We start from the raw sequence: 17,506 nt of genomic DNA on the forward strand, positions 1-17,506 counted from the left end.
AGCAGCAGCAGGCCCGGCAGCAGATAGTCGCCGGCCATGATTTTAACGATCACTTCGTAGCCGTTGCCCAGGATATCGGTGGAGATCAGCGCCAGCAGCCCCACCGCCAGCCCGCCAGCGCCCAGACGCAGCGGCAACGAACGGATATGGCCGAACAGCGCTTTGCTGCGCGCGATAAGCTTAATCAGCAGCCAGCCCGCCAGCCCGGCGGCCAGGCCGATCGCTACCGTGACCAGCAGGCTGCCGACATCCATCTGAAAGCTGGCGTCCGCTAGCGGATAGAGCGCGTTGCGAAAGCCCAGCGACCACATGGTCATCACGGCGACCGACGAGGCGATCACCAGCGGGATCAGGCGCTGCAGCGCCGAAATGCCGAAGGCGATTTCAGCGACGAAAATCGCCGACGCCAGCGGCGCGTGGTAGACCGATGAAAGTCCGGCGGCGGCGGCCATCGCCACCACGTCGCTGTTTTTCAGGTTGAGCGAGGCGGGCATCCAGCGGCCCAGCACGCTGCCGCACAGCGCGGAGAGCTGCACCATCGGCCCCTCTTTACCGATAGAGGCGCCCGAGCCGATACTGGCGATAGAGGAGAGCGCGCGAAACAGCGAGGTGCGGGTCGGCACCGCGTCGAGCCGCGCATTAATGACTTCCAGATAGTCGGTCTTTACCGTCTGCTGCTGTTCGATGCTCACCGCGTAGCGCAGGAAAAAACCCGCCAGCACGCCGCCCGCGCCCACCAGCAGCGGCCAGAAAATCCATGGCCAGACGTGCATCGCCACGGTAATCTCGTTGTCGCTGCTGAACAGCACGCGGTTGATCAGCTCGATAACGCCGCGAAACGCCAGCGTCACCAGCGACGCCGCCAGGCCGACCGGGATCGCCACCAGCAGCGTGGTCCAGTTCAGTGCGTGTTTACTTCCTTTCAAGCGCCTTCTCCACCTTTTTCAGCCAGTCGCCGTCACTATCGCGCGGTTCCTTCTTGCGGGATATATATCATAAAACGTAAGAAGGAGGCTGGCTTGAAGCGTGAGAGGCGACTCACTTGCAAAGGCTGGATGGACTGGCGATGAACCATCATGTAGTGCCTCTTGCTTTTATAAGCTGTAGCTTATAGCATTTTTATAAGCTACAGCTTATAAGGATATTCTATGTGGACTGTGCTTTTCGGTAAGGTATTCGATGCGTGGTTCGAAGAACAGGAAGAGGCTTTACAGGAAAAAATCCTTGCCGATCTTATTAACCTCAGGACGTACGGACCGGCGCTGCCTCGGCCTTATGCAGATTCGGTGAATGGATCGCGACACAAGAATATGAAAGAACTTCGTATTCAATACGCTGGAAAGCCGGTACGCGCTTTTTTCGCGTTTGATCCCGAACGCAGAGCGGTCATCCTTTGCGCAGGTGATAAAAGCAATGATAAAAATTTTTACCCGCGCATGATACGTATTGCCGACGATGAATTCACGGCGCACCTGAACAACCTGAAGGGGAAACGATGAGAACGCTTGATGACGCTATTGCCGCACGCTCAGCGGAAAGCCAGCAGCGCATACGCGATATGGCAGACGAGATGGTGCTCGAAACCGGCTTACAGATGATGCGAGAGGAGCTGCAACTGTCGCAAAAAAGCGTTGCGGAAGCGATGGGCATCAGCCAGCCCGCGATTACTCAGCTAGAGCAACGCGGCAACGAGCTTAAGATAGCAACACTTAAGCGCTACATTGAGGCAATGGGGGGCAAGCTCAGCCTGGATGTAGAATTGCCTTCTGGCAAACGCATCGCTTTTCACCTCTGAACAGCATGTGCTCTTTATCTCCCGGAATCTGTCGCTTGTACCTGACTGGAAGGCGGATCGCATAATTAAATTGCCTTTACTATCAGCGCTTGCTCCCGGTGCCGGCCGTGCTACTCTGCCGCTATTTGCCGCAGGAGAGCCGACGTGATCCGTTTTGCTATTGTGGGAACTAACTGGATAACGCGCCAGTTTATCGATGCCGCGCACGAAACCGGCCATCTGCGCCTGAACGCCATCTATTCGCGTTCGCAGCAGCAGGCGGAAACCTTCGCCGCAGACTATCCCTGTTCTCATCTCTTTACCTCGCTGGAGGCGCTGGCCGCCAGCGATCTTATCGATGCGGTTTATCTGGCGAGCCCCAACGCCCTGCACTGCGAGCAGGCGCTCCTGTTTATGTCGCACGGCAAGCACGTTATCTGCGAAAAGCCGCTCGCCTCCAACCTGCGCGAGGCGGAGCGGATGATCGCCTGCGCCCGTCAGCATCAGGTGGTGCTGTTCGAGGCGTTTAAAACCGCCAGCCTGCCTAATTTCGCCCAGCTGCAGCAGGCGCTGCCCGCCATCGGGCCGCTGCGCAAGGCATTGTTCAGCTACTGCCAGTATTCGTCACGCTATCAGCGCTATCTCGACGGCGAGAACCCCAACACCTTTAATCCGCGCTGGTCGAACGGTTCGATAATGGATATCGGCTACTACTGCCTGGCGACGGCGGTGGCGCTGTGGGGCGCGCCGCAGGCGGTAAGCGCACGCGCTACGCTGTTGGCCAGCGGGGTCGACGGCCACGGCAGCGTGCTGCTCGACTACGGCGACTTCGACGTCACGCTGCTGCACTCCAAGGTCAGCGACTCGCGCATCGCCAGCGAAATTCAGGGCGAAGCGGGCTCGCTGCTGATCGAAAAGCTCTCGGAAATGCAGTCGGTCAGCCTGGTGCCGCGCCATAGCGCCGCCCAGGTGCAGGATCTCAGCCAGCCGCAGCATATCAATACCATGCTTTATGAGGCCCAGACCTTTGCGCAGCTGGTACGGCAGCGTCATATTGCGCATCCAGGGCTGGAAACGTCGCGCATCACCGCCGCGCTGCTGACCGAAATACGACGCCAGACCGGCGTGATTTTCCCTGCCGATGAGCAAGCTGTGTAAATATGTCTAAATATGAATGGCTGCGCTTGCCTCTTTCATGGCCAGCGCCTATCTTAACGAGCAGCAAAGGGGAGTAACTTGTAAGCTGCACGATCGTCATTACGATGCGTAAGCATCCGGTCGTCAGGCAACCCGGAATCTGATTCTGCGTTGTAAGTGAGACCTTGCCGGAAGGCGAGGTTTGCTTACATCCCTGTAAAGCGGCTGACGTCTTCTGACTTCAGCCGTTTTTTATTTCAGGGCAGGAAACGCTATGCAGACTGTAGGAACGCCTCTTCTCTGGGGCAGCTTTGCGGTGGTGGTGCTGATTATGCTGGCGATCGATCTCTTTTTGCAGGGACGTCGCGGCACGCAGACCATGAGTTTTAAACAGGCGGCCGTCTGGTCACTGATTTGGGTGTCGGTGTCGCTGCTGTTCAGCGCCGCCTTTTGGTGGTATCTCGAGGGGAGCGCCGGACGCGAGGTCGCCACCACGCAAACCCTGGCGTTTTTGACCGGCTATGTACTGGAAAAGGCGCTGGCGGTCGATAACGTCTTCGTCTGGCTGATGCTCTTCAGCTACTTCTCTATTCCCGCCGCGCTGCAGCGCCGCGTGCTGATTTACGGCGTGCTGGGCGCGATCGTGCTGCGCACCATTATGATCTTCGCGGGCAGCTGGCTGGTGACGCAGTTTAGCTGGATCCTCTACCTGTTCGGCGCATTCCTGCTGCTGACCGGCCTGAAGATGGCCTTCTCCAAAGAGGATGATGAAAACGCGGTGGGCGACAAGCCGGTGGTGCGCTGGCTGCGCAAGCATCTGCGCATGACCGACGAGCTGGAGGGCGAGAAGTTTTTTACCCGCCGCAACGGCGTGCTGTTTGCGACCCCGCTGCTGCTGGTGCTGATTATGGTCGAGCTGAGCGACGTAATTTTTGCGGTCGACAGCATCCCGGCGATCTTCGCCGTGACCACCGATCCCTTTATCGTGCTGACCTCTAACCTGTTCGCTATTCTCGGCCTGCGCGCGATGTACTTCCTGCTGGCCAACGTCGCCGAGCGTTTCTCGATGCTTAAATATGGCCTGGCGATCGTGCTGGTGTTTATCGGCGTTAAGATGCTGATCGTCGAGTTCTACCATATTCCGGTGGCGATCTCGCTGGGCGTCGTCGGCGTGATCCTCGGTTCAACCCTGTTGATCAACGCCTGGGTGAATCGCAAAAACGACCAGAAAAAACGCTCGCAATAATCCGCTACAGGGGCAGGTAATGCCCCTGTTTTATTTTGCCAGCCCCGGATGCGACATTTCATCGCTCTGTCACACTCTCTTCATGCAGCATAATAGAAATCCGATCCTCCTCGCACCGGCAGAATTATCTCTTTCCTCGTCCGCTCTTTTCCTTATACTCCGCCGGGCAAACCGCTTCAGGCGCGTTAATCGACGCCCTCTGAAGCCACATCCCGCTACAACGTAAAGAACAATTATGCAGAACTCACTTTCCAGTCGTCTGGGCGCGCTACTTGCAGGAAGCCTGGTGAAACAAATTATGGTAGGGCTGGTCGCCGGCGTGGCGCTGGCCTGGGTCTCGAAAGATGCGGCACTGGCCGTCGGCCTGCTGGGCGAGCTGTTCGTTAGCGCGCTGAAGGCTGTCGCCCCGCTGCTGGTCCTTGTACTGGTAATCGCCTCGATCGCCAATCACCAGCAGGGCCAGAAAACCAATATCAAACCCATTATCGCGCTCTATCTGCTGAGCACCTTTTTCGCGGCGGTAGTCGCGGTGGTGTTTAGCCATCTGGTGCCTCAGACGCTGACGCTGGCGGTCGGTAAAACTGAGATTACGCCGCCGTCGGGCATTACCGAAGTCTTGCGCGGCCTGCTGATGAGCATGGTCGCCAACCCGATCACCGCGCTGATGGAGGCCAACTATATCGGCATTCTGGTCTGGGCGATCGGCCTCGGCCTGGCGTTTCGCCATAGCGCACAGAGCACGCGCGACCTGCTTAATGACGCCTCAAACGCCGTGACCTGGCTGGTGCGCTGCGTGATCCGCTGCGCGCCGATCGGCATTTTCGGCCTGGTCGCGTCGATTCTGGCATCAACCGGCTTCGGCGCGCTGTGGCAATATGCCCACCTGCTGGCGCTGCTGCTGGGCTGTATGCTGCTGATGGCGCTGGTGGTGAATCCGCTGCTGGTCTACAGCAAGATTCGCCGCAACCCTTACCCGCTGGTGTTTACCTGCTTGCGCGAAAGCGGCGTGACCGCCTTCTTTACCCGCAGCTCGGCGGCTAATATTCCGGTGAATATGGCGCTGGCGAAACGCCTGAATCTGGATGAGGATACCTATTCGGTGTCGATTCCGCTGGGCGCCACCATCAGCATGGCGGGCGCGTCCATCACCATTACCGTGTTGACGCTGGCGGCGGTGCATACGCTGGGGATCAGCGTCGACGTGCCGACGGCGATTCTGCTGAGCCTGGTGGCCTCGCTGTGCGCCTGCGGCGCATCCGGCGTGGCGGGCGGGTCGCTGCTGCTGATCCCGGTTGCCTGCAATATGTTCGGCATTCCCAACGATCTGGCGATGCAGGTGGTCGCGGTCGGTTTCATTATCGGCGTGCTGCAGGATTCCGCCGAAACGGCGCTGAACTCCTCGACCGATATTCTGTTTACCGCCGCGGTTTGTCAGGCGGAAGCCGAGCGCGAAACCAGCCGGGCTTGATAACAGACTGGCGACCATAAAGGTCGCCAGTCTATGCGCTGCCGTTGATGTAGCTGCTTCAGACGACGCAAAAGCTCAGAGAGCGGGTGGCATGGAACGAAGAGCAAAGCGTCCCGCGCCATGGATGGCGCGGGACGAGCGAGCAGGGATGCGTAAAGCGACTTTGCGATCGAGCCATGCCACCCGCGACAGTGCCCAGCGAAAAGAGAGCAATGGCGATCTATAACGTCACGCCGCTTTTAAAAATCGCCAGCTCGCGGAAATCGTTCTTCTCGTTGTTGGTCAGCTCGCCGCTGGCAATCGCCACGATGGTGTCGACGAAATCCTCCAGCAGCGCATCCATGCTCATCCCTTCCAGCAGTCGACCGGCGTTAAAGTCGATCCAGTGCGGCTTCTTCTCCGCCAGCGGCGAGTTGGTCGCCAGCTTCACCGTCGGCACAAAGCCGCCGTAAGGCGTGCCGCGTCCAGTGCTGAACAGCACCATATGGCATCCCGCGCCCGCCAGCGCGCTGGTGGCGACCGCGTCGTTGCCCGGCGCGCTCAGCAAATTCAGCCCCGGCGTCTTCAGCCGCTCGCCATACTTCAGCACGTCCACCACCTGGCTGGAGCCCGCCTTCTGGGTGCAGCCCAACGACTTCTCCTCCAGCGTGGTAATGCCGCCCGCCTTATTGCCCGGCGACGGGTTCTCATAAATCGGCTGCTGATGGTCGATAAAATAGCGCTTGAAGTCGTTGATCATCGCCACCGTCTTCTCAAACGTCGACTCATCGCGACAGCGGCTCATCAGGATACGCTCCGCGCCGAACATCTCCGGCACCTCGGTCAGTACCGTCGTGCCGCCGTTGGCGATCATCTGATCGGAGAAACGACCCAGCAGCGGGTTGGCGGTAATGCCGGAGAACCCGTCCGAGCCGCCGCATTCCAGGCCGAACTTCAACTCGCTCAGCTTGCCCGGCTGGCGCTTGTCGTGGCGCATCGCCTCATACAGGGCGCGCAAATGCTCCAGCCCAGCTTCCACTTCGTCGTCGTGCTGCTGGCACACCATATACCTGATACGGTCGCTCTCCGGCAGGCCCAGCGTCTCGCGGAAGGCGTCGACCTGATTGTTTTCGCAGCCGAGGCCGATCACCAGCACTGCGCCGGCGTTGGGATGACGCACCATATTTTGCAGCATGGTACGGGTATTCTCATGATCCTGCCCCAGCTGCGAACAGCCGAAGGTATGGCTAAACAAAAACGCGCCGTCGGTGCCTGCCGCGTTGTCGGTCTCTTTCAAAAAGCGCTGCAGGATCTGACGCGCGATGCCGTTGACGCAGCCTACGGTCGGCAGGATCCACAGCTCGTTGCGGATCCCGACGTCGCCGTTGGCGCGGCGATAGATCTGCACCTCGCGATCGCCCGGCTGCGGCGGCACCTCAACAAACTCCGGCCGGTAGTCGTACTCATCCAGATCGCTCAGATTGGTGCGCGCGTTGCTGGAGTGGATCACCTCGCCTGCGGCGATCGGCTGCGTGGCGTGGGCGATCGGCAGCCCATACTTGATCACCAGCTCGCCCTCAGCGACAGGACGCAGCGCGAACTTATGGCCGCGCGTCACCGCCTGCTGCAGCTGCACCGTCGTCTGCTGCAGGTCGATGGTCTGCCCCGCGTCTAAGTCGCGCAGCGCCACGGCGACGTTATCCTGAGAGTGAATCTTAATCGCGTCTTGCATAGCTTTATCCCTGTGTGCTCAACGCCTCACGCATGCCGTGGACGATGATATTTTGCAGGTGTCGGCTGACCTCGGCCGCCAGCTGAGGCTGCCGGGTCAAATCTTCGCCCCAGTGCTGCGCGTCGCTTAATACCTCGCGCACCAGCTGTTCCGGGGAGATCTGGTCGTTATTAAGGGCCTGCCAGTTTTTTTCAAAGCGCGCCAGCCAGTGCGCGTCATCCTGCAACGGCCAGCGCTTTTCCGCCGATGCGCCGCGATAAAAGGCGATCAGCGCCGCCAGGGCAAAGGTCAGACGCGGCGGCCAGACGCCGCTCTGCGCGTGCGACGCCAGCAGCGGCGTCAGCAGGCGAGTGCGGAATTTAGTCATACCGTTGAGCGCGATAGAGAGCAGCGCATGGCGGATAAAAGGGTTGCGGAAACGCCGCTCGACCGCGTCAGCGAAGGCGTGCAGCTCGCTGCGCGGCAGATCGAGCGTGGGAATGATCTCCTCGCGCAGCAGGCGATCGACGAAATCGGCAATGGCCGGATCCGCCATCGCCTCGCCGACGCTCTCCAGATCGGCCTGAAACGCCACCGGCACCATCGCGGTGTGGGCGCCGTTGAGGATCGCCACCTTTTGCGCCTTCCACGGCGCGATGTCATGCACCAGCCGCACCTGCGGCGCCAGCGCATCGAGCTTCAGCTCGTCGAACAGCGTGCGCGGCCCCTGCAGAATGAACTGGTAGTAGACCTCGCCCGCCACCAGAAAACGATCTTCATAGCCGAGCTGAGCGGCGAGCGCCTCGCTCTCCTGCGGGAAGCCGGTCACGATACGGTCCACCAGCGTGTTGTAAAACACGCAGTGCTGCGACACCCAGGCGGCGAAGCTTTCCGGCAGCTGCCAGTGGCGCGCATAGCGCAGCACCAGCTCGCGCAGCGCGTCGCCGTTATGGTCGATCAGCTCGCAGGGGACGATCAGCCAGCCCTTGTCTTCTGCGCCGCTAAAGTGTTCAAAGCGCGCCCACAGCAGCTGCGTCAGCTTACCGGGAAAGCTGGATGCGGGCGCATCCGCCAGACGATCCGCTTCGACAAAGGCGATGCCCGCTTCGGTGGTGTTGGAGAAGACGAACCGCATCTGCGGCGCGCGCGCCAGCGCCAGAAAATCCTCGTGCTGGACGTAAGGCTGGATCTCGCGATTCAGGCTGCGGATCAGGCGCGTTTCGCTAACGCGCTCGCCCTGCTCGTTAAGCCCGCGGATCAGCGTGGTATAGAGCCCGTCCTGCTGATTCAGGCTGTCGCTGACGGCCCGGTTGCGCGGCCGCACCACCACCACGCCCGCGTCGGTGCCCTGGTGCTGGTTTAGCCAGTCGAGCTGCCAGTCGATAAAGGCGCGCAGGAAATTGCCTTCGCCGAACTGGATGACGCGCTCGCTGTAGGTCGCGCCGGGAAAGTCGTGACGGTTTAGCCGCTGCATGATCAGGCTCCCAGCTCGATGCCGAAGTAGTCGCGCGCGTTGTTGAAGCAGATGTTTTGCACCATCTGACCCAGCAGCGCCTCGTCGCCCGGCGCTTCGCCGTTCTCGACCCAGCGGCCGATCATCTGGCACAGCAGGCGGCGGAAATATTCGTGTCGCGTATAGGAGAGGAAGCTGCGGCTGTCGGTCAGCATGCCGACAAAGCGGCTGAGCAGGCCGATCTGCGCCAGCTGCGTCATCTGGCGCTGCATGCCGTCGAGCTGATCGTTAAACCACCAGGCGGAGCCGAACTGCATTTTGCCCGCCTCGCCTTCGCCCTGGAAGTTGCCCGCCATGGTCGCCAGCACTTCGTTGTCGCGCGGGTTGAGGCAGTAGAGAATGGTTTTCGGCAGCGCGTTATGCAGATTTTGTGCGCCCAGCAGCTTCGCCAGCGGTTCCGCCAGCGGCTGATCGTTGATCGAGTCGAAGCCGACGTCCGGCCCCAGCCGTTCGAACTGGCGGCGGTTGGTGTTGCGCAGCGCGCCGATATGATACTGCTGCACCCAGCCGCGACGCGCATATTCGCCGCCCAGCCACACCAGCACGGCGGTTTTGAACTGCGCGATCGCCTGCGCGTCCGGCGCCTTGCCGGCGCGGCGGCCAGCCAGGATAGCGTCCAGCGTCGCATCGTCCGCTTCGGCGTAGAGCACCACGTCGAGGGCATGGTCCGACACTTTGCAGCCGTGCTCGGCGAAGTAGTCGAGACGTTTGGCGAGCGCGCTGCGCAGATCGTCGAAGCGGCGCACGCTGATGTCGGTCAGCGACTCCAGCTTCTCAATCCAGCCCAGGAAGCCGTCCGCTTCGATATTAAAAGCTTTATCCGGACGCCAGCTCGGCAGCACCTTGACGCCGAAGCTGCCATCCTGCGCCAGCGTGCGATGATGTTGCAGATCGTCCAGAGGATCGTCGGTGGTGCCGACCATCTTCACGTTCATCTGCTGCATGATGCCGCGCGCGGTAAAGTCGTCCTGCGCCAGCAGCGCATTGCAGCGATTCCAGATCGCGTCGGCGGTTTTCTCAGAAAGCAGCGTGTCGGTAATGCCGAAAGGACGACGCAGCTCAAGGTGCGTCCAGTGGTAAAGCGGGTTGCCGATGGTGTGCGGCACGGTGCGCGCCCAGGCGTCGAATTTTTCGCGATCGCTGGCGTCGCCGGTGCAGAAGGCCTCCGGCACGCCATTAGCGCGCATGGCGCGCCATTTGTAGTGATCGCCTTTCAGCCAGATGTCATAGAGGTTGGCAAAGCGGTAATTTTCGGCAATCTGCTGCGGGGGGAGATGGCAGTGATAGTCGAAAATCGGCTGATCCTTTGCATAATCATGATAAAGACGACGGGCAAATTCGGTATCCAGTAAAAAATCCTCGGTCATAAAACGCGACATACTTGCTTCCTCTTGGACAGAGCCTTAATGCGCTCAAAGTTATCATACCAATTTTAGCCAGCCACGGAATTCTTTGAGATCTCGCTCACATAAACAGCAGCTATTCCCTGAGCTCATGGACGTTTTTGCTCCCCACAGCGTACTAAATGGCTGTCATTACGCAGGTTTAAAGTATCCCACATTGCAAAAGGGGCTTTTGTGATGGCTCTCAACTTTTAAAGTTGTATAACAAGTTACGCTCTCGCTCCGTAATGGCAAGGTAAACACAGGGTCGCTTTTGCGCGGCCTGCGGGCGTGAGATTAAGTCGGCTCACGGTTGTCCCGCTCCAGATAACAACAGCGGCAAGACCGCAGACAGAACACTGGAAGAGGTAAATGATGCGTAAGATTAAAGGGCTACGCTGGTATATGATCGGGCTGGTGACGCTGGGCACCGTGCTGGGTTATCTCACCCGTAATACCATCGCCGTCGCCGCGCCGACGCTCCAAACCGATTTGCATATCACCACCCAACAGTACTCCTACATCGTGGCGGCCTATTCCGCCTGCTATACCGTTATGCAGCCGGTCGCCGGCTACGTGCTCGACCTGCTCGGCACCAAAGTCGGCTATGCCATGTTCGCCGTGCTGTGGGCGATCTTCTGCGCCGCGACGGCGATGGCCGGCAGCTGGGGCGGATTTGCGCTGGCGCGCGGCGCGGTGGGCGCGGCGGAAGCGGCGATGATCCCGGCAGGCCTGAAGGCGAGCAGCGAATGGTTCCCGGCTAAAGAGCGTTCCGTCGCCGTGGGCTACTTCAACGTCGGCTCCTCTATCGGCGCCATGCTGGCGCCGCCGCTGGTGGTGTGGGCGATCGTAGCGCACAGCTGGCAGATGGCGTTTATCATTACCGGCGTGCTGAGCCTGCTCTGGGCGATCTGCTGGCTGATCTTCTATAAGCATCCTAAGCAGCAGACCAAACTCAGCGAAGAAGAGCGTCAGTACATTATTTCCGGCCAGGAAGCGCAGCATCAGACCGGCAATACCAAAAAAATGTCGGCGCGTCAGATCCTGCGCAACCGCCAGTTCTGGGGCATCGCGCTGCCGCGCTTTCTGGCGGAACCCGCCTGGGGCACCTTTAACGCCTGGATCCCGCTGTTTATGTTTAAGGTCTATGGCTTCAACCTGAAGGAGATCGCGCTGTTCGCCTGGATGCCGATGCTGTTCGCCGATCTTGGCTGCATCCTCGGCGGTTATCTGCCGCCGCTGTTTCAGCGCTGGTTCGGCGTGAACCTGATCGTGTCGCGCAAGCTGGTCGTTACTATGGGCGCCGTACTGATGATCGGCCCCGGCACCATCGGCCTTTTCACCAGCCCTTACATCGCTATCGGCCTGCTCTGCGTCGGCGGCTTCGCCCATCAGGCGCTCTCCGGCGCGCTGATCACCCTCTCCTCCGACGTTTTTGGCCGTAACGAAGTGGCGACCGCCAACGGTCTGACCGGCATGGCGGCGTGGACAGCCAGCACCATGTTCGCGCTGGTGGTCGGCGCGCTGGCCGACACGCTGGGCTTCAGCCCACTGTTCGCCGCGCTGGCGGTGTTCGATCTGCTGGGCGCGGTGGTGATCTGGACAGTGCTGCGCAACAAGCCCGTCTCTGAGCTGGAAAAAGAGGTCACGCCGCCTCAGGCCGCGCCGGTGCGCAGCTAGCTGCGCGGACCGCTGACAAAGCGGTTAGCGCAGACCGAAGAGCAAAAGGTCCCACGCAATCCTTGCGCGGGACCTTTTATTTAACGGCCGCAAAGTGGTATAACAACTTTATTTGCGACACGGGAATGCGCTATGGAACTGACCGAACCTCGTCGACTTTATCAACAGCTCGCCAGCGATCTGAAAAGCCGTATTGAAACCGGCGTTTACCCGGTGGGAGACAAGCTACCTGCCGAACGCCTGATCGCGGAAGAGATGAACGTCAGCCGCACCGTGGTGCGCGAGGCGATCATTATGCTGGAGGTAGAAGGCTACGTTGAGGTGCGCAAAGGTTCCGGTATTCACGTTATCGCCAGCCAGCAGCAGAATCGAGTGATGACATCCAGCCAGCTCGAATTCGCCAGCTTTGGCCCGTTTGAACTTCTGCAGGCGCGGCAGCTGATTGAGAGCAACGTCGCCGAGTTCGCCGCGACGCAGGTGACGCGTCAGGACATCATCGCACTGATGGCGATTCAGGAAAAGGCGCGTCAGGAAGATCACTTCCGCGACTCCCAGTGGGACATGCAGTTTCACGTGCGGATTGCGCAATCCACCCAAAACAGCGCGCTGGCGGCCATCGTCGAAAAAATGTGGCTGCATCGCCTGCACAACCCCTACTGGCTTAAACTCCACGAGCATATCGACCAGCGCAGCATCCTCAGCTGGTGCGATGACCACGATCAAATCCTCAAAGCGCTGATGCGCAAAGATCCCGCCGCCTGCAAACTGGCGATGTGGCAACATCTGGAAAATACTAAGCAGATGCTGTTTAACGCGACCGCCGACGACTTTGAATTTAACGTGGATCGTTATATGTTTGCCGAAAATCCCGTGATTCTGCCGGACGGCGCAAGCAATTGACATTGATTCTGCTGCGTTTTCACGCAGGAAAGTCAGTTAATCTGCAATAGTGTCAGGTCGTGTAAAGCTCCTTTTGACGGACCGCGTCAACAGGTAAAACTCCTGTGCGGCGGGCACATTCCCCTGTCTCAAACCTGTGATTTTTGTTACAGTTATCGACCCTTTCTTACCCTTTGCGACAGGGTTTAAAAATTCGCTGATTTAACAATCTATTCTGGAAGGACCCAGAAAATCCTGCACAGACTGCGCTCCTAAAACAGATAACCAACCGCCGGTCTGCGCTTATGTCTTTTAAGACGCGTTAAACAATGATGTTCAGGAATGATTGATGGATATTTTGCAAGCGTTGCTGCAGGCGTTGTGGCAACAGGACTACGAAACCCTCTCCGATCCAACGCTGGTGTGGGCCATTTACGGCGTGCTCTTTTTGATCCTGTTTCTGGAGAATGGCCTGCTTCCCGCAGCCTTTCTGCCAGGGGACAGCCTGCTGATTCTGGTGGGCGTGCTGATCGCCAAGGGTACGATGAGCTTTCCGCTTACCGTACTGGTGCTGACCACGGGCGCCAGTCTCGGCTGCTGGATCAGCTATATTCAGGGCCGCTGGCTCGGCAACACACCGACGGTACAGAAATGGCTCTCTCATCTTCCCGCACAGTATCACGCCCGCGCGCATAGCCTCTTCCATCGTCATGGTCTGTCGGCCCTGCTGATTGGCCGCTTTATCGCTTTCGTGCGCACCCTGTTGCCGACCATTGCCGGTTTGTCCGGACTGAATAATGCCCGCTTCCAGTTTTTTAACTGGGTCAGCGCGCTGCTCTGGGTGCTGATTCTCACCGTGTTCGGCTTTGCGCTGGGCAAGACGCCTATTTTCCGCCGCTATGAAGATGAGCTGATGTTCTGCCTGATGCTGCTGCCGCTGGTGCTGCTGGTGATAGGCCTGGTGGGATCGCTGGTGGTGCTGTGGCGCAAACGCCAGGCGAATCAGAACGGCAAGGGCGAGTCATGAAAATGTATGGCCCCATCCCCCGCCGCATGCTGCCTTGGCTGACTATCGCCGCGCTGCTGCTGCTGGCGCTCTGCCTGACGCCGACGCTGCTGCGGCACGAAAGCGTGGTGCAGATCCGCGTCTCCCATGCCGGCGGCCCGCTGCCGGATGGTTTTTACCTCTATCAGCAGCTGACGGCGCAAGGCATCCGCATCAAAAGCATCACCCCCTCGGGCGATGCGCTGATTATTCATTTCGAGAATGAAGAGCAGAGCCTCGCCGCGCAAAAGGTGCTGCGCCGCCTGCTGCCGGACGGCTTTGTGGTCGCCAGACATCCCGACTCCGCTTCCGCCGCTCCTACAACGCTCACTATCTCCTGACTCGACATTGCCGTCCTGCGCTGGCAGGGCGGCAACAGAATAATCTGTATCCCCCCGTCTTTTTTGAACTTTTTGCAGGCGCTGTCTATGCTTACTGGATAGCTCGGCTATCTGACACGCCAGGAGATGACGCTGTCCGCTCGCGGCAGGTCAATAACAAAGGAAGGTAATAAGCCTGATGAAATATCAATTACTTCTTGGCCTCGCGCTGTTTTCTCTCTCAGGTTCGCTGATGGCGGCGGAATCGCTCTGTCAGCAGAAAGAGCAGGATATTCAGCATGAAATTGCGATGGCGAAACAGCATAACAATCAGCGTCGCGTTAATGGACTGGAGCGCGCCCTGACCGAAGTGCGCGCTAACTGCAGCGACAATAAACTGAAAGCGTCTCACCAGACGCGCATCAAGGCGCAGCGAGAGAAAGTCGCTGAGCGCGAGCGCGAACTGAAAGAGGAGCGTCAGGAAGGCGACGATAAGGAAAAAATCGCCAAACGTGAACGTAAACTGGAAGAAGCACGCCAGGAGCTGAAAAAGTTACAGGCGGAGCCTTATTAATCCGGACTCAACCACTGAAGCTAAAAGGAACATTACATGTCAAAAGACACTTCATCAGAACATTTGCGTGCTGAGTTAAAAAATCTGGCGGACACTCTGGAAGAGGTGCTGAGCAGCACAACGGATAAGTCCAAAGGCGAACTGGATAAGCTGCGTCAGAAAGCGCGCGTCGCGCTCGACAGCTCGCGCGAGAAGCTAGGCGATTCTGGCGAGTATCTGGCGCAGACCACGCGTGAAGCCGCGCAGAAAGCGGACGGCTACGTGCGTGAAAATCCCTGGCATGGCGTGGGCATCGGTGCGGCAATCGGCGTGGCGATCGGCATGCTGATTTCACGGCGTTAATTATGGCGGATTCACAGCAGAGCCACGGCCCCGGCAAAGGGGTCATCAACATTGGCCAGCGCATCGTCACTACGCTGGTCAGCATGGTCGAGACCCGCGTACGGCTGGCGGTGGTCGAGCTGGAAGCGGAAAAGGCCAACCTGATTCAGCTGCTGCTGATGGTTGGCCTCACCATGCTGTTTACCGCATTCGGGCTGATGAGCCTGATGGTGTTGATTATCTGGGCCGTCGATGCGCAGTATCGCCTGATGGCGATCGGCATCACCACCGGCGTACTCTTTCTTCTGGCGATTATCTTCGGCCTGTGGAGCCTGCGCAAATCGCGTCAGTCCACGCTGCTACACCATACCCGTAAAGAGCTGGAGACCGATCGCAAGCTGCTGGAGGATGACCGCGCATGAGCCGCAGCAAACTGGAACGTGAAGCGCGCATTCATGAATTAATCGGGGAAATACAGCAGCAGCGGCTTGACCTGAGCGCAAGCCGCCGCGACTTTCTGCTAAGTACGGCGCAGTATGACCGCGGCTGGCTGACGTTCCTCAGCATGCGACGCTACCTGGCCATCGGCAGCAGCGCATTAGCCATCTGGTCGGTGCGCAGCCCGAACAAATTTATGCGCCTGCTCAAGCGCGGATTCGGCGTCTGGAGCACCTGGCGCATGCTGAAATCGGCTCTGCCGCAGCGCTAATCCCCTCTGCATTCAGCCGGTGCGAAATCACCGGCTTCGCTTCATCAGATTTCCTGAACAACACCTACAGAATATCTCGCTTACAACCTTTCCCCTCCGCGACTATTATCTCCAGCTATCAGCTCAGCAAACGGCAATGCCGCTTTTCGCTGGGAATTATCTAACGCAGGCGCGACTGCCCTGCCGACAATCTAGCCTGGAGTTAATGATGAAAAAATTCGAAGATACTGGTCTGCTGCTGGCGCGTATTTTAATGCCAATCCTGTTCATTACGGCCGGCTGGGGCAAAATCACCGGCTATGCGGGAACGCAGCAGTATATGGAAGCGATGGGCGTGCCGGGCTTTATGCTGCCGCTGGTGATCCTGCTGGAGTTCGGCGGCGGCCTGGCGATTCTGTTCGGCTTCCTGACCCGCTTCACCGCGCTGTTTACCGCTGGCTTCACCATCCTGACGGCGTTCCTGTTTCACAGCAACTTCGCGGAAGGCGTCAACCAGCTGATGTTTATGAAGAACCTCTCTATCGCGGGCGGTTTCCTGGTGCTGGGCCTGGTCGGTCCGGGCGCGTACAGCATCGACCGCCTGCTGCGTAAGAAATCCGCGCCCGCTGCGGCGCTGCGTTAAGCACACATCTGGCGTAATGCCACATATACTTAGCAGGGCGAGGATACTCCTCGCCCTGTTTGCATTGGAGGCGATATGGGCCAACTGATTGACGGTGTCTGGCACGACACCTGGTACGACACCAAATCAACCGGCGGACGCTTTAAGCGCACTGAAGCGGTCTGGCGCAACTGGGTGACGGCGGACGGCAGCGCCGGTCCGACGGGCGACGCGGGCTTTAAGGCCGAGCGCGATCGCTATCATCTGTATGTTTCTCTCGCCTGCCCCTGGGCGCACCGCACGCTGCTGATGCGTCAGCTTAAAGGGCTGGAGTCGATGATTGACGTTTCCGTGGTGCATCCGCTGATGCTGGAGAACGGCTGGACGTTCGACGACGATTTTCCCGACGCCACCGGCGACAAGCTTTATCAGAACGAATTTCTCTATCAGCTCTATCTGCATGCCGATCCGCACTATACCGGGCGCGTAACCGTGCCGGTGCTGTGGGACAAGCAGCAGGGCACCATCGTCAGCAACGAATCGGCGGATATCATCCGCATGTTCAACAGCGCCTTCGACGCCGTCGGCGCGCGCGCCGGGGACTACTATCCGCCCGCCCTGCGCGAGAAGATCGACGAGCTGAACGGCTGGATTTACGACACCGTCAACAACGGCGTCTATAAGTCGGGCTTCGCGACCTCGCAGGCGGCCTATGACGAGTCGGTGACCGCGCTGTTCCATTCGCTGTCGCGCCTGGAGCAGATTCTGGGGCAGCACCGCTATCTGACCGGCGACCAGCTCACCGAGGCGGATCTGCGCCTCTGGACCACGCTGGTGCGTTTCGATCCGGTCTACGTTACGCATTTTAAGTGCGATCGCCACCGCATCGGCGACTATCTCAATCTGAGCGGTTTCCTGCGCGATATTTACCAGATGCCGGGCATCGCCGAGACGGTGAATCTGCCGCATATCCGTCATCACTATTACGTGAGCCATAAAACCATCAACCCGAACGGCGTGATTTCGCTGGGACCGGCGTTTGACTGGGATGAGCCGCACGGACGCGGCTAAACGCGCGCGCCGTTCTTACCGGGACGGCGCGCCTCAACTGTTATAAAAATTCTGCGCGTTTCTGTGTCTGCCCTGGCCAACTGTTATCTGTTCTAC

General features: G+C 59.1%; 19 protein-coding genes. 15 read left to right on the forward strand and 4 right to left on the reverse strand.

Translation table 11 applies throughout. The features are described from left to right. A partial coding sequence (locus HA46_RS06020; RefSeq protein WP_208857395.1) for a chloride channel protein occupies window positions 1-926 on the reverse strand: 926 nt, incomplete at its 3' end. Between the two features lie 222 nt (window positions 927-1,148). On the opposite strand from HA46_RS06020, the gene HA46_RS06025 reads away from it, so the two are divergent. From HA46_RS06025 to sstT, 5 genes are all read left to right on the forward strand, one after another. Then, window positions 1,149-1,499, forward strand: coding sequence for a type II toxin-antitoxin system RelE/ParE family toxin (locus HA46_RS06025; protein WP_084882954.1), 351 nt, complete (start codon window positions 1,149-1,151; stop codon window positions 1,497-1,499). Beyond that, on the forward strand, window positions 1,496-1,795 hold the full coding sequence (locus HA46_RS06030) for a helix-turn-helix domain-containing protein (RefSeq protein WP_033755019.1): 300 nt from the start codon (window positions 1,496-1,498) through the stop codon (window positions 1,793-1,795). The genes HA46_RS06025 and HA46_RS06030 overlap by 4 nt, the downstream gene beginning before the upstream one ends. Window positions 1,796-1,939: 144 nt before the next feature. After that, the gene (locus HA46_RS06035; protein ID WP_084882956.1) at window positions 1,940-2,932 is read left to right on the forward strand and encodes a Gfo/Idh/MocA family protein; all 993 of its coding nucleotides are present in this window, start codon (window positions 1,940-1,942) and stop codon (window positions 2,930-2,932) included. 253 nt (window positions 2,933-3,185) lie between these two features. Then, entirely contained in the window at window positions 3,186-4,157 is a 972-nt protein-coding gene (locus tag HA46_RS06040) for a TerC family protein (RefSeq protein ID WP_084882959.1), read from the forward strand. A gap of 235 nt (window positions 4,158-4,392) precedes the next feature. Further along, window positions 4,393-5,625: a serine/threonine transporter SstT gene (sstT, locus tag HA46_RS06045; RefSeq protein WP_033792286.1), complete on the forward strand. Its 1,233-nt coding sequence runs from the start codon at window positions 4,393-4,395 to the stop codon at window positions 5,623-5,625. A gap of 220 nt (window positions 5,626-5,845) precedes the next feature. On the opposite strand, the gene HA46_RS06050 is transcribed toward sstT, so the two are convergent. Genes HA46_RS06050 through uxaC form a run of 3 tightly spaced genes read right to left on the reverse strand, consistent with a single transcriptional unit; the run spans window position 5,846 to window position 10,207 of the window. Beyond that, window positions 5,846-7,336 (reverse strand): UxaA family hydrolase, encoded by a 1,491-nt coding sequence (locus HA46_RS06050; protein ID WP_084882963.1) that lies wholly within the window; start codon window positions 7,334-7,336, stop codon window positions 5,846-5,848. A gap of 4 nt (window positions 7,337-7,340) precedes the next feature. Further along, on the reverse strand, window positions 7,341-8,789 hold the full coding sequence (locus HA46_RS06055) for a tagaturonate reductase (RefSeq protein WP_084882967.1): 1,449 nt from the start codon (window positions 8,787-8,789) through the stop codon (window positions 7,341-7,343). A 2-nt stretch (window positions 8,790-8,791) separates the two neighbouring features. Then, window positions 8,792-10,207, reverse strand: coding sequence for a glucuronate isomerase (gene uxaC, locus HA46_RS06060; protein ID WP_084882970.1), 1,416 nt, complete (start codon window positions 10,205-10,207; stop codon window positions 8,792-8,794). A gap of 378 nt (window positions 10,208-10,585) precedes the next feature. Here uxaC and HA46_RS06065 point away from each other — a divergent pair, with 378 nt between their 5' ends. The 10 genes from HA46_RS06065 (at window position 10,586) to HA46_RS06110 (ending at window position 17,410) form a co-directional block, all read left to right on the forward strand. Then, complete coding sequence (locus tag HA46_RS06065; RefSeq protein ID WP_033792349.1) at window positions 10,586-11,890, forward strand: MFS transporter; 1,305 nt, start codon at window positions 10,586-10,588, stop codon at window positions 11,888-11,890. 132 nt (window positions 11,891-12,022) lie between these two features. Then, a complete protein-coding gene (exuR, locus tag HA46_RS06070) occupies window positions 12,023-12,790 on the forward strand; it encodes a transcriptional regulator ExuR (RefSeq protein ID WP_084882973.1) in 768 nt (255 codons plus the stop codon). A gap of 328 nt (window positions 12,791-13,118) precedes the next feature. Further along, window positions 13,119-13,796 carry a DedA family protein gene (locus tag HA46_RS06075; RefSeq protein ID WP_033792291.1) on the forward strand — a complete coding sequence of 226 codons (678 nt, stop codon included), beginning with the start codon at window positions 13,119-13,121 and terminating at the stop codon, window positions 13,794-13,796. Then, window positions 13,793-14,155 (forward strand): EnvZ/OmpR regulon moderator MzrA, encoded by a 363-nt coding sequence (gene mzrA, locus HA46_RS06080; RefSeq protein ID WP_033792292.1) that lies wholly within the window; start codon window positions 13,793-13,795, stop codon window positions 14,153-14,155. Before HA46_RS06075 ends, mzrA begins: the two co-directional genes overlap by 4 nt. A gap of 178 nt (window positions 14,156-14,333) precedes the next feature. Continuing rightward, complete coding sequence (locus HA46_RS06085; protein WP_033792293.1) at window positions 14,334-14,708, forward strand: DUF1090 domain-containing protein; 375 nt, start codon at window positions 14,334-14,336, stop codon at window positions 14,706-14,708. A 36-nt stretch (window positions 14,709-14,744) separates the two neighbouring features. Further along, window positions 14,745-15,050, forward strand: coding sequence for an ElaB/YgaM/YqjD family protein (locus tag HA46_RS06090; protein WP_033792294.1), 306 nt, complete (start codon window positions 14,745-14,747; stop codon window positions 15,048-15,050). 2 nt (window positions 15,051-15,052) lie between these two features. After that, window positions 15,053-15,451, forward strand: coding sequence for a phage holin family protein (locus HA46_RS06095; protein ID WP_174580918.1), 399 nt, complete (start codon window positions 15,053-15,055; stop codon window positions 15,449-15,451). Continuing rightward, the gene (locus HA46_RS06100) at window positions 15,448-15,738 is read left to right on the forward strand and encodes a YqjK-like family protein (RefSeq protein ID WP_033792296.1); all 291 of its coding nucleotides are present in this window, start codon (window positions 15,448-15,450) and stop codon (window positions 15,736-15,738) included. The genes HA46_RS06095 and HA46_RS06100 overlap by 4 nt, the downstream gene beginning before the upstream one ends. A gap of 208 nt (window positions 15,739-15,946) precedes the next feature. Continuing rightward, complete coding sequence (locus HA46_RS06105; RefSeq protein ID WP_033792297.1) at window positions 15,947-16,360, forward strand: DoxX family protein; 414 nt, start codon at window positions 15,947-15,949, stop codon at window positions 16,358-16,360. A gap of 75 nt (window positions 16,361-16,435) precedes the next feature. Then, a complete protein-coding gene (locus tag HA46_RS06110) occupies window positions 16,436-17,410 on the forward strand; it encodes a glutathione S-transferase family protein (protein WP_033754978.1) in 975 nt (324 codons plus the stop codon). The last annotated feature ends 96 nt before the right edge of the window (window positions 17,411-17,506 follow it).

The sequence above is a fragment of the Pantoea septica genome (assembly GCF_002095575.1).
In the GTDB taxonomy this organism is placed as follows: Bacteria; Pseudomonadota; Gammaproteobacteria; order Enterobacterales; family Enterobacteriaceae; genus Pantoea; species Pantoea septica.

Excerpts from the sequence above, each read along its gene's own strand:
- exuR (WP_084882973.1), top strand. The coding sequence starts at position 12,023 with ATGGAACTGACCGAACCTCGTCGACTTTATCAACAGCTCGCCAGCGAT.
- HA46_RS06055 (WP_084882967.1), bottom strand. The coding sequence starts at position 8,789 with ATGCAGCGGCTAAACCGTCACGACTTTCCCGGCGCGACCTACAGCGAG.
- HA46_RS06110 (WP_033754978.1), top strand. The coding sequence starts at position 16,436 with ATGGGCCAACTGATTGACGGTGTCTGGCACGACACCTGGTACGACACC.
- HA46_RS06090 (WP_033792294.1), top strand. The coding sequence starts at position 14,745 with ATGTCAAAAGACACTTCATCAGAACATTTGCGTGCTGAGTTAAAAAAT.
- HA46_RS06050 (WP_084882963.1), bottom strand. The coding sequence starts at position 7,336 with ATGCAAGACGCGATTAAGATTCACTCTCAGGATAACGTCGCCGTGGCG.
- HA46_RS06040 (WP_084882959.1), top strand. The coding sequence starts at position 3,186 with ATGCAGACTGTAGGAACGCCTCTTCTCTGGGGCAGCTTTGCGGTGGTG.
- sstT (WP_033792286.1), top strand. The coding sequence starts at position 4,393 with ATGCAGAACTCACTTTCCAGTCGTCTGGGCGCGCTACTTGCAGGAAGC.
- HA46_RS06095 (WP_174580918.1), top strand. The coding sequence starts at position 15,053 with ATGGCGGATTCACAGCAGAGCCACGGCCCCGGCAAAGGGGTCATCAAC.
- HA46_RS06105 (WP_033792297.1), top strand. The coding sequence starts at position 15,947 with ATGAAAAAATTCGAAGATACTGGTCTGCTGCTGGCGCGTATTTTAATG.
- mzrA (WP_033792292.1), top strand. The coding sequence starts at position 13,793 with ATGAAAATGTATGGCCCCATCCCCCGCCGCATGCTGCCTTGGCTGACT.
- HA46_RS06025 (WP_084882954.1), top strand. The coding sequence starts at position 1,149 with ATGTGGACTGTGCTTTTCGGTAAGGTATTCGATGCGTGGTTCGAAGAA.
- uxaC (WP_084882970.1), bottom strand. The coding sequence starts at position 10,207 with ATGTCGCGTTTTATGACCGAGGATTTTTTACTGGATACCGAATTTGCC.
- HA46_RS06100 (WP_033792296.1), top strand. The coding sequence starts at position 15,448 with ATGAGCCGCAGCAAACTGGAACGTGAAGCGCGCATTCATGAATTAATC.
- HA46_RS06085 (WP_033792293.1), top strand. The coding sequence starts at position 14,334 with ATGAAATATCAATTACTTCTTGGCCTCGCGCTGTTTTCTCTCTCAGGT.
- HA46_RS06065 (WP_033792349.1), top strand. The coding sequence starts at position 10,586 with ATGCGTAAGATTAAAGGGCTACGCTGGTATATGATCGGGCTGGTGACG.
- HA46_RS06030 (WP_033755019.1), top strand. The coding sequence starts at position 1,496 with ATGAGAACGCTTGATGACGCTATTGCCGCACGCTCAGCGGAAAGCCAG.
- HA46_RS06075 (WP_033792291.1), top strand. The coding sequence starts at position 13,119 with ATGGATATTTTGCAAGCGTTGCTGCAGGCGTTGTGGCAACAGGACTAC.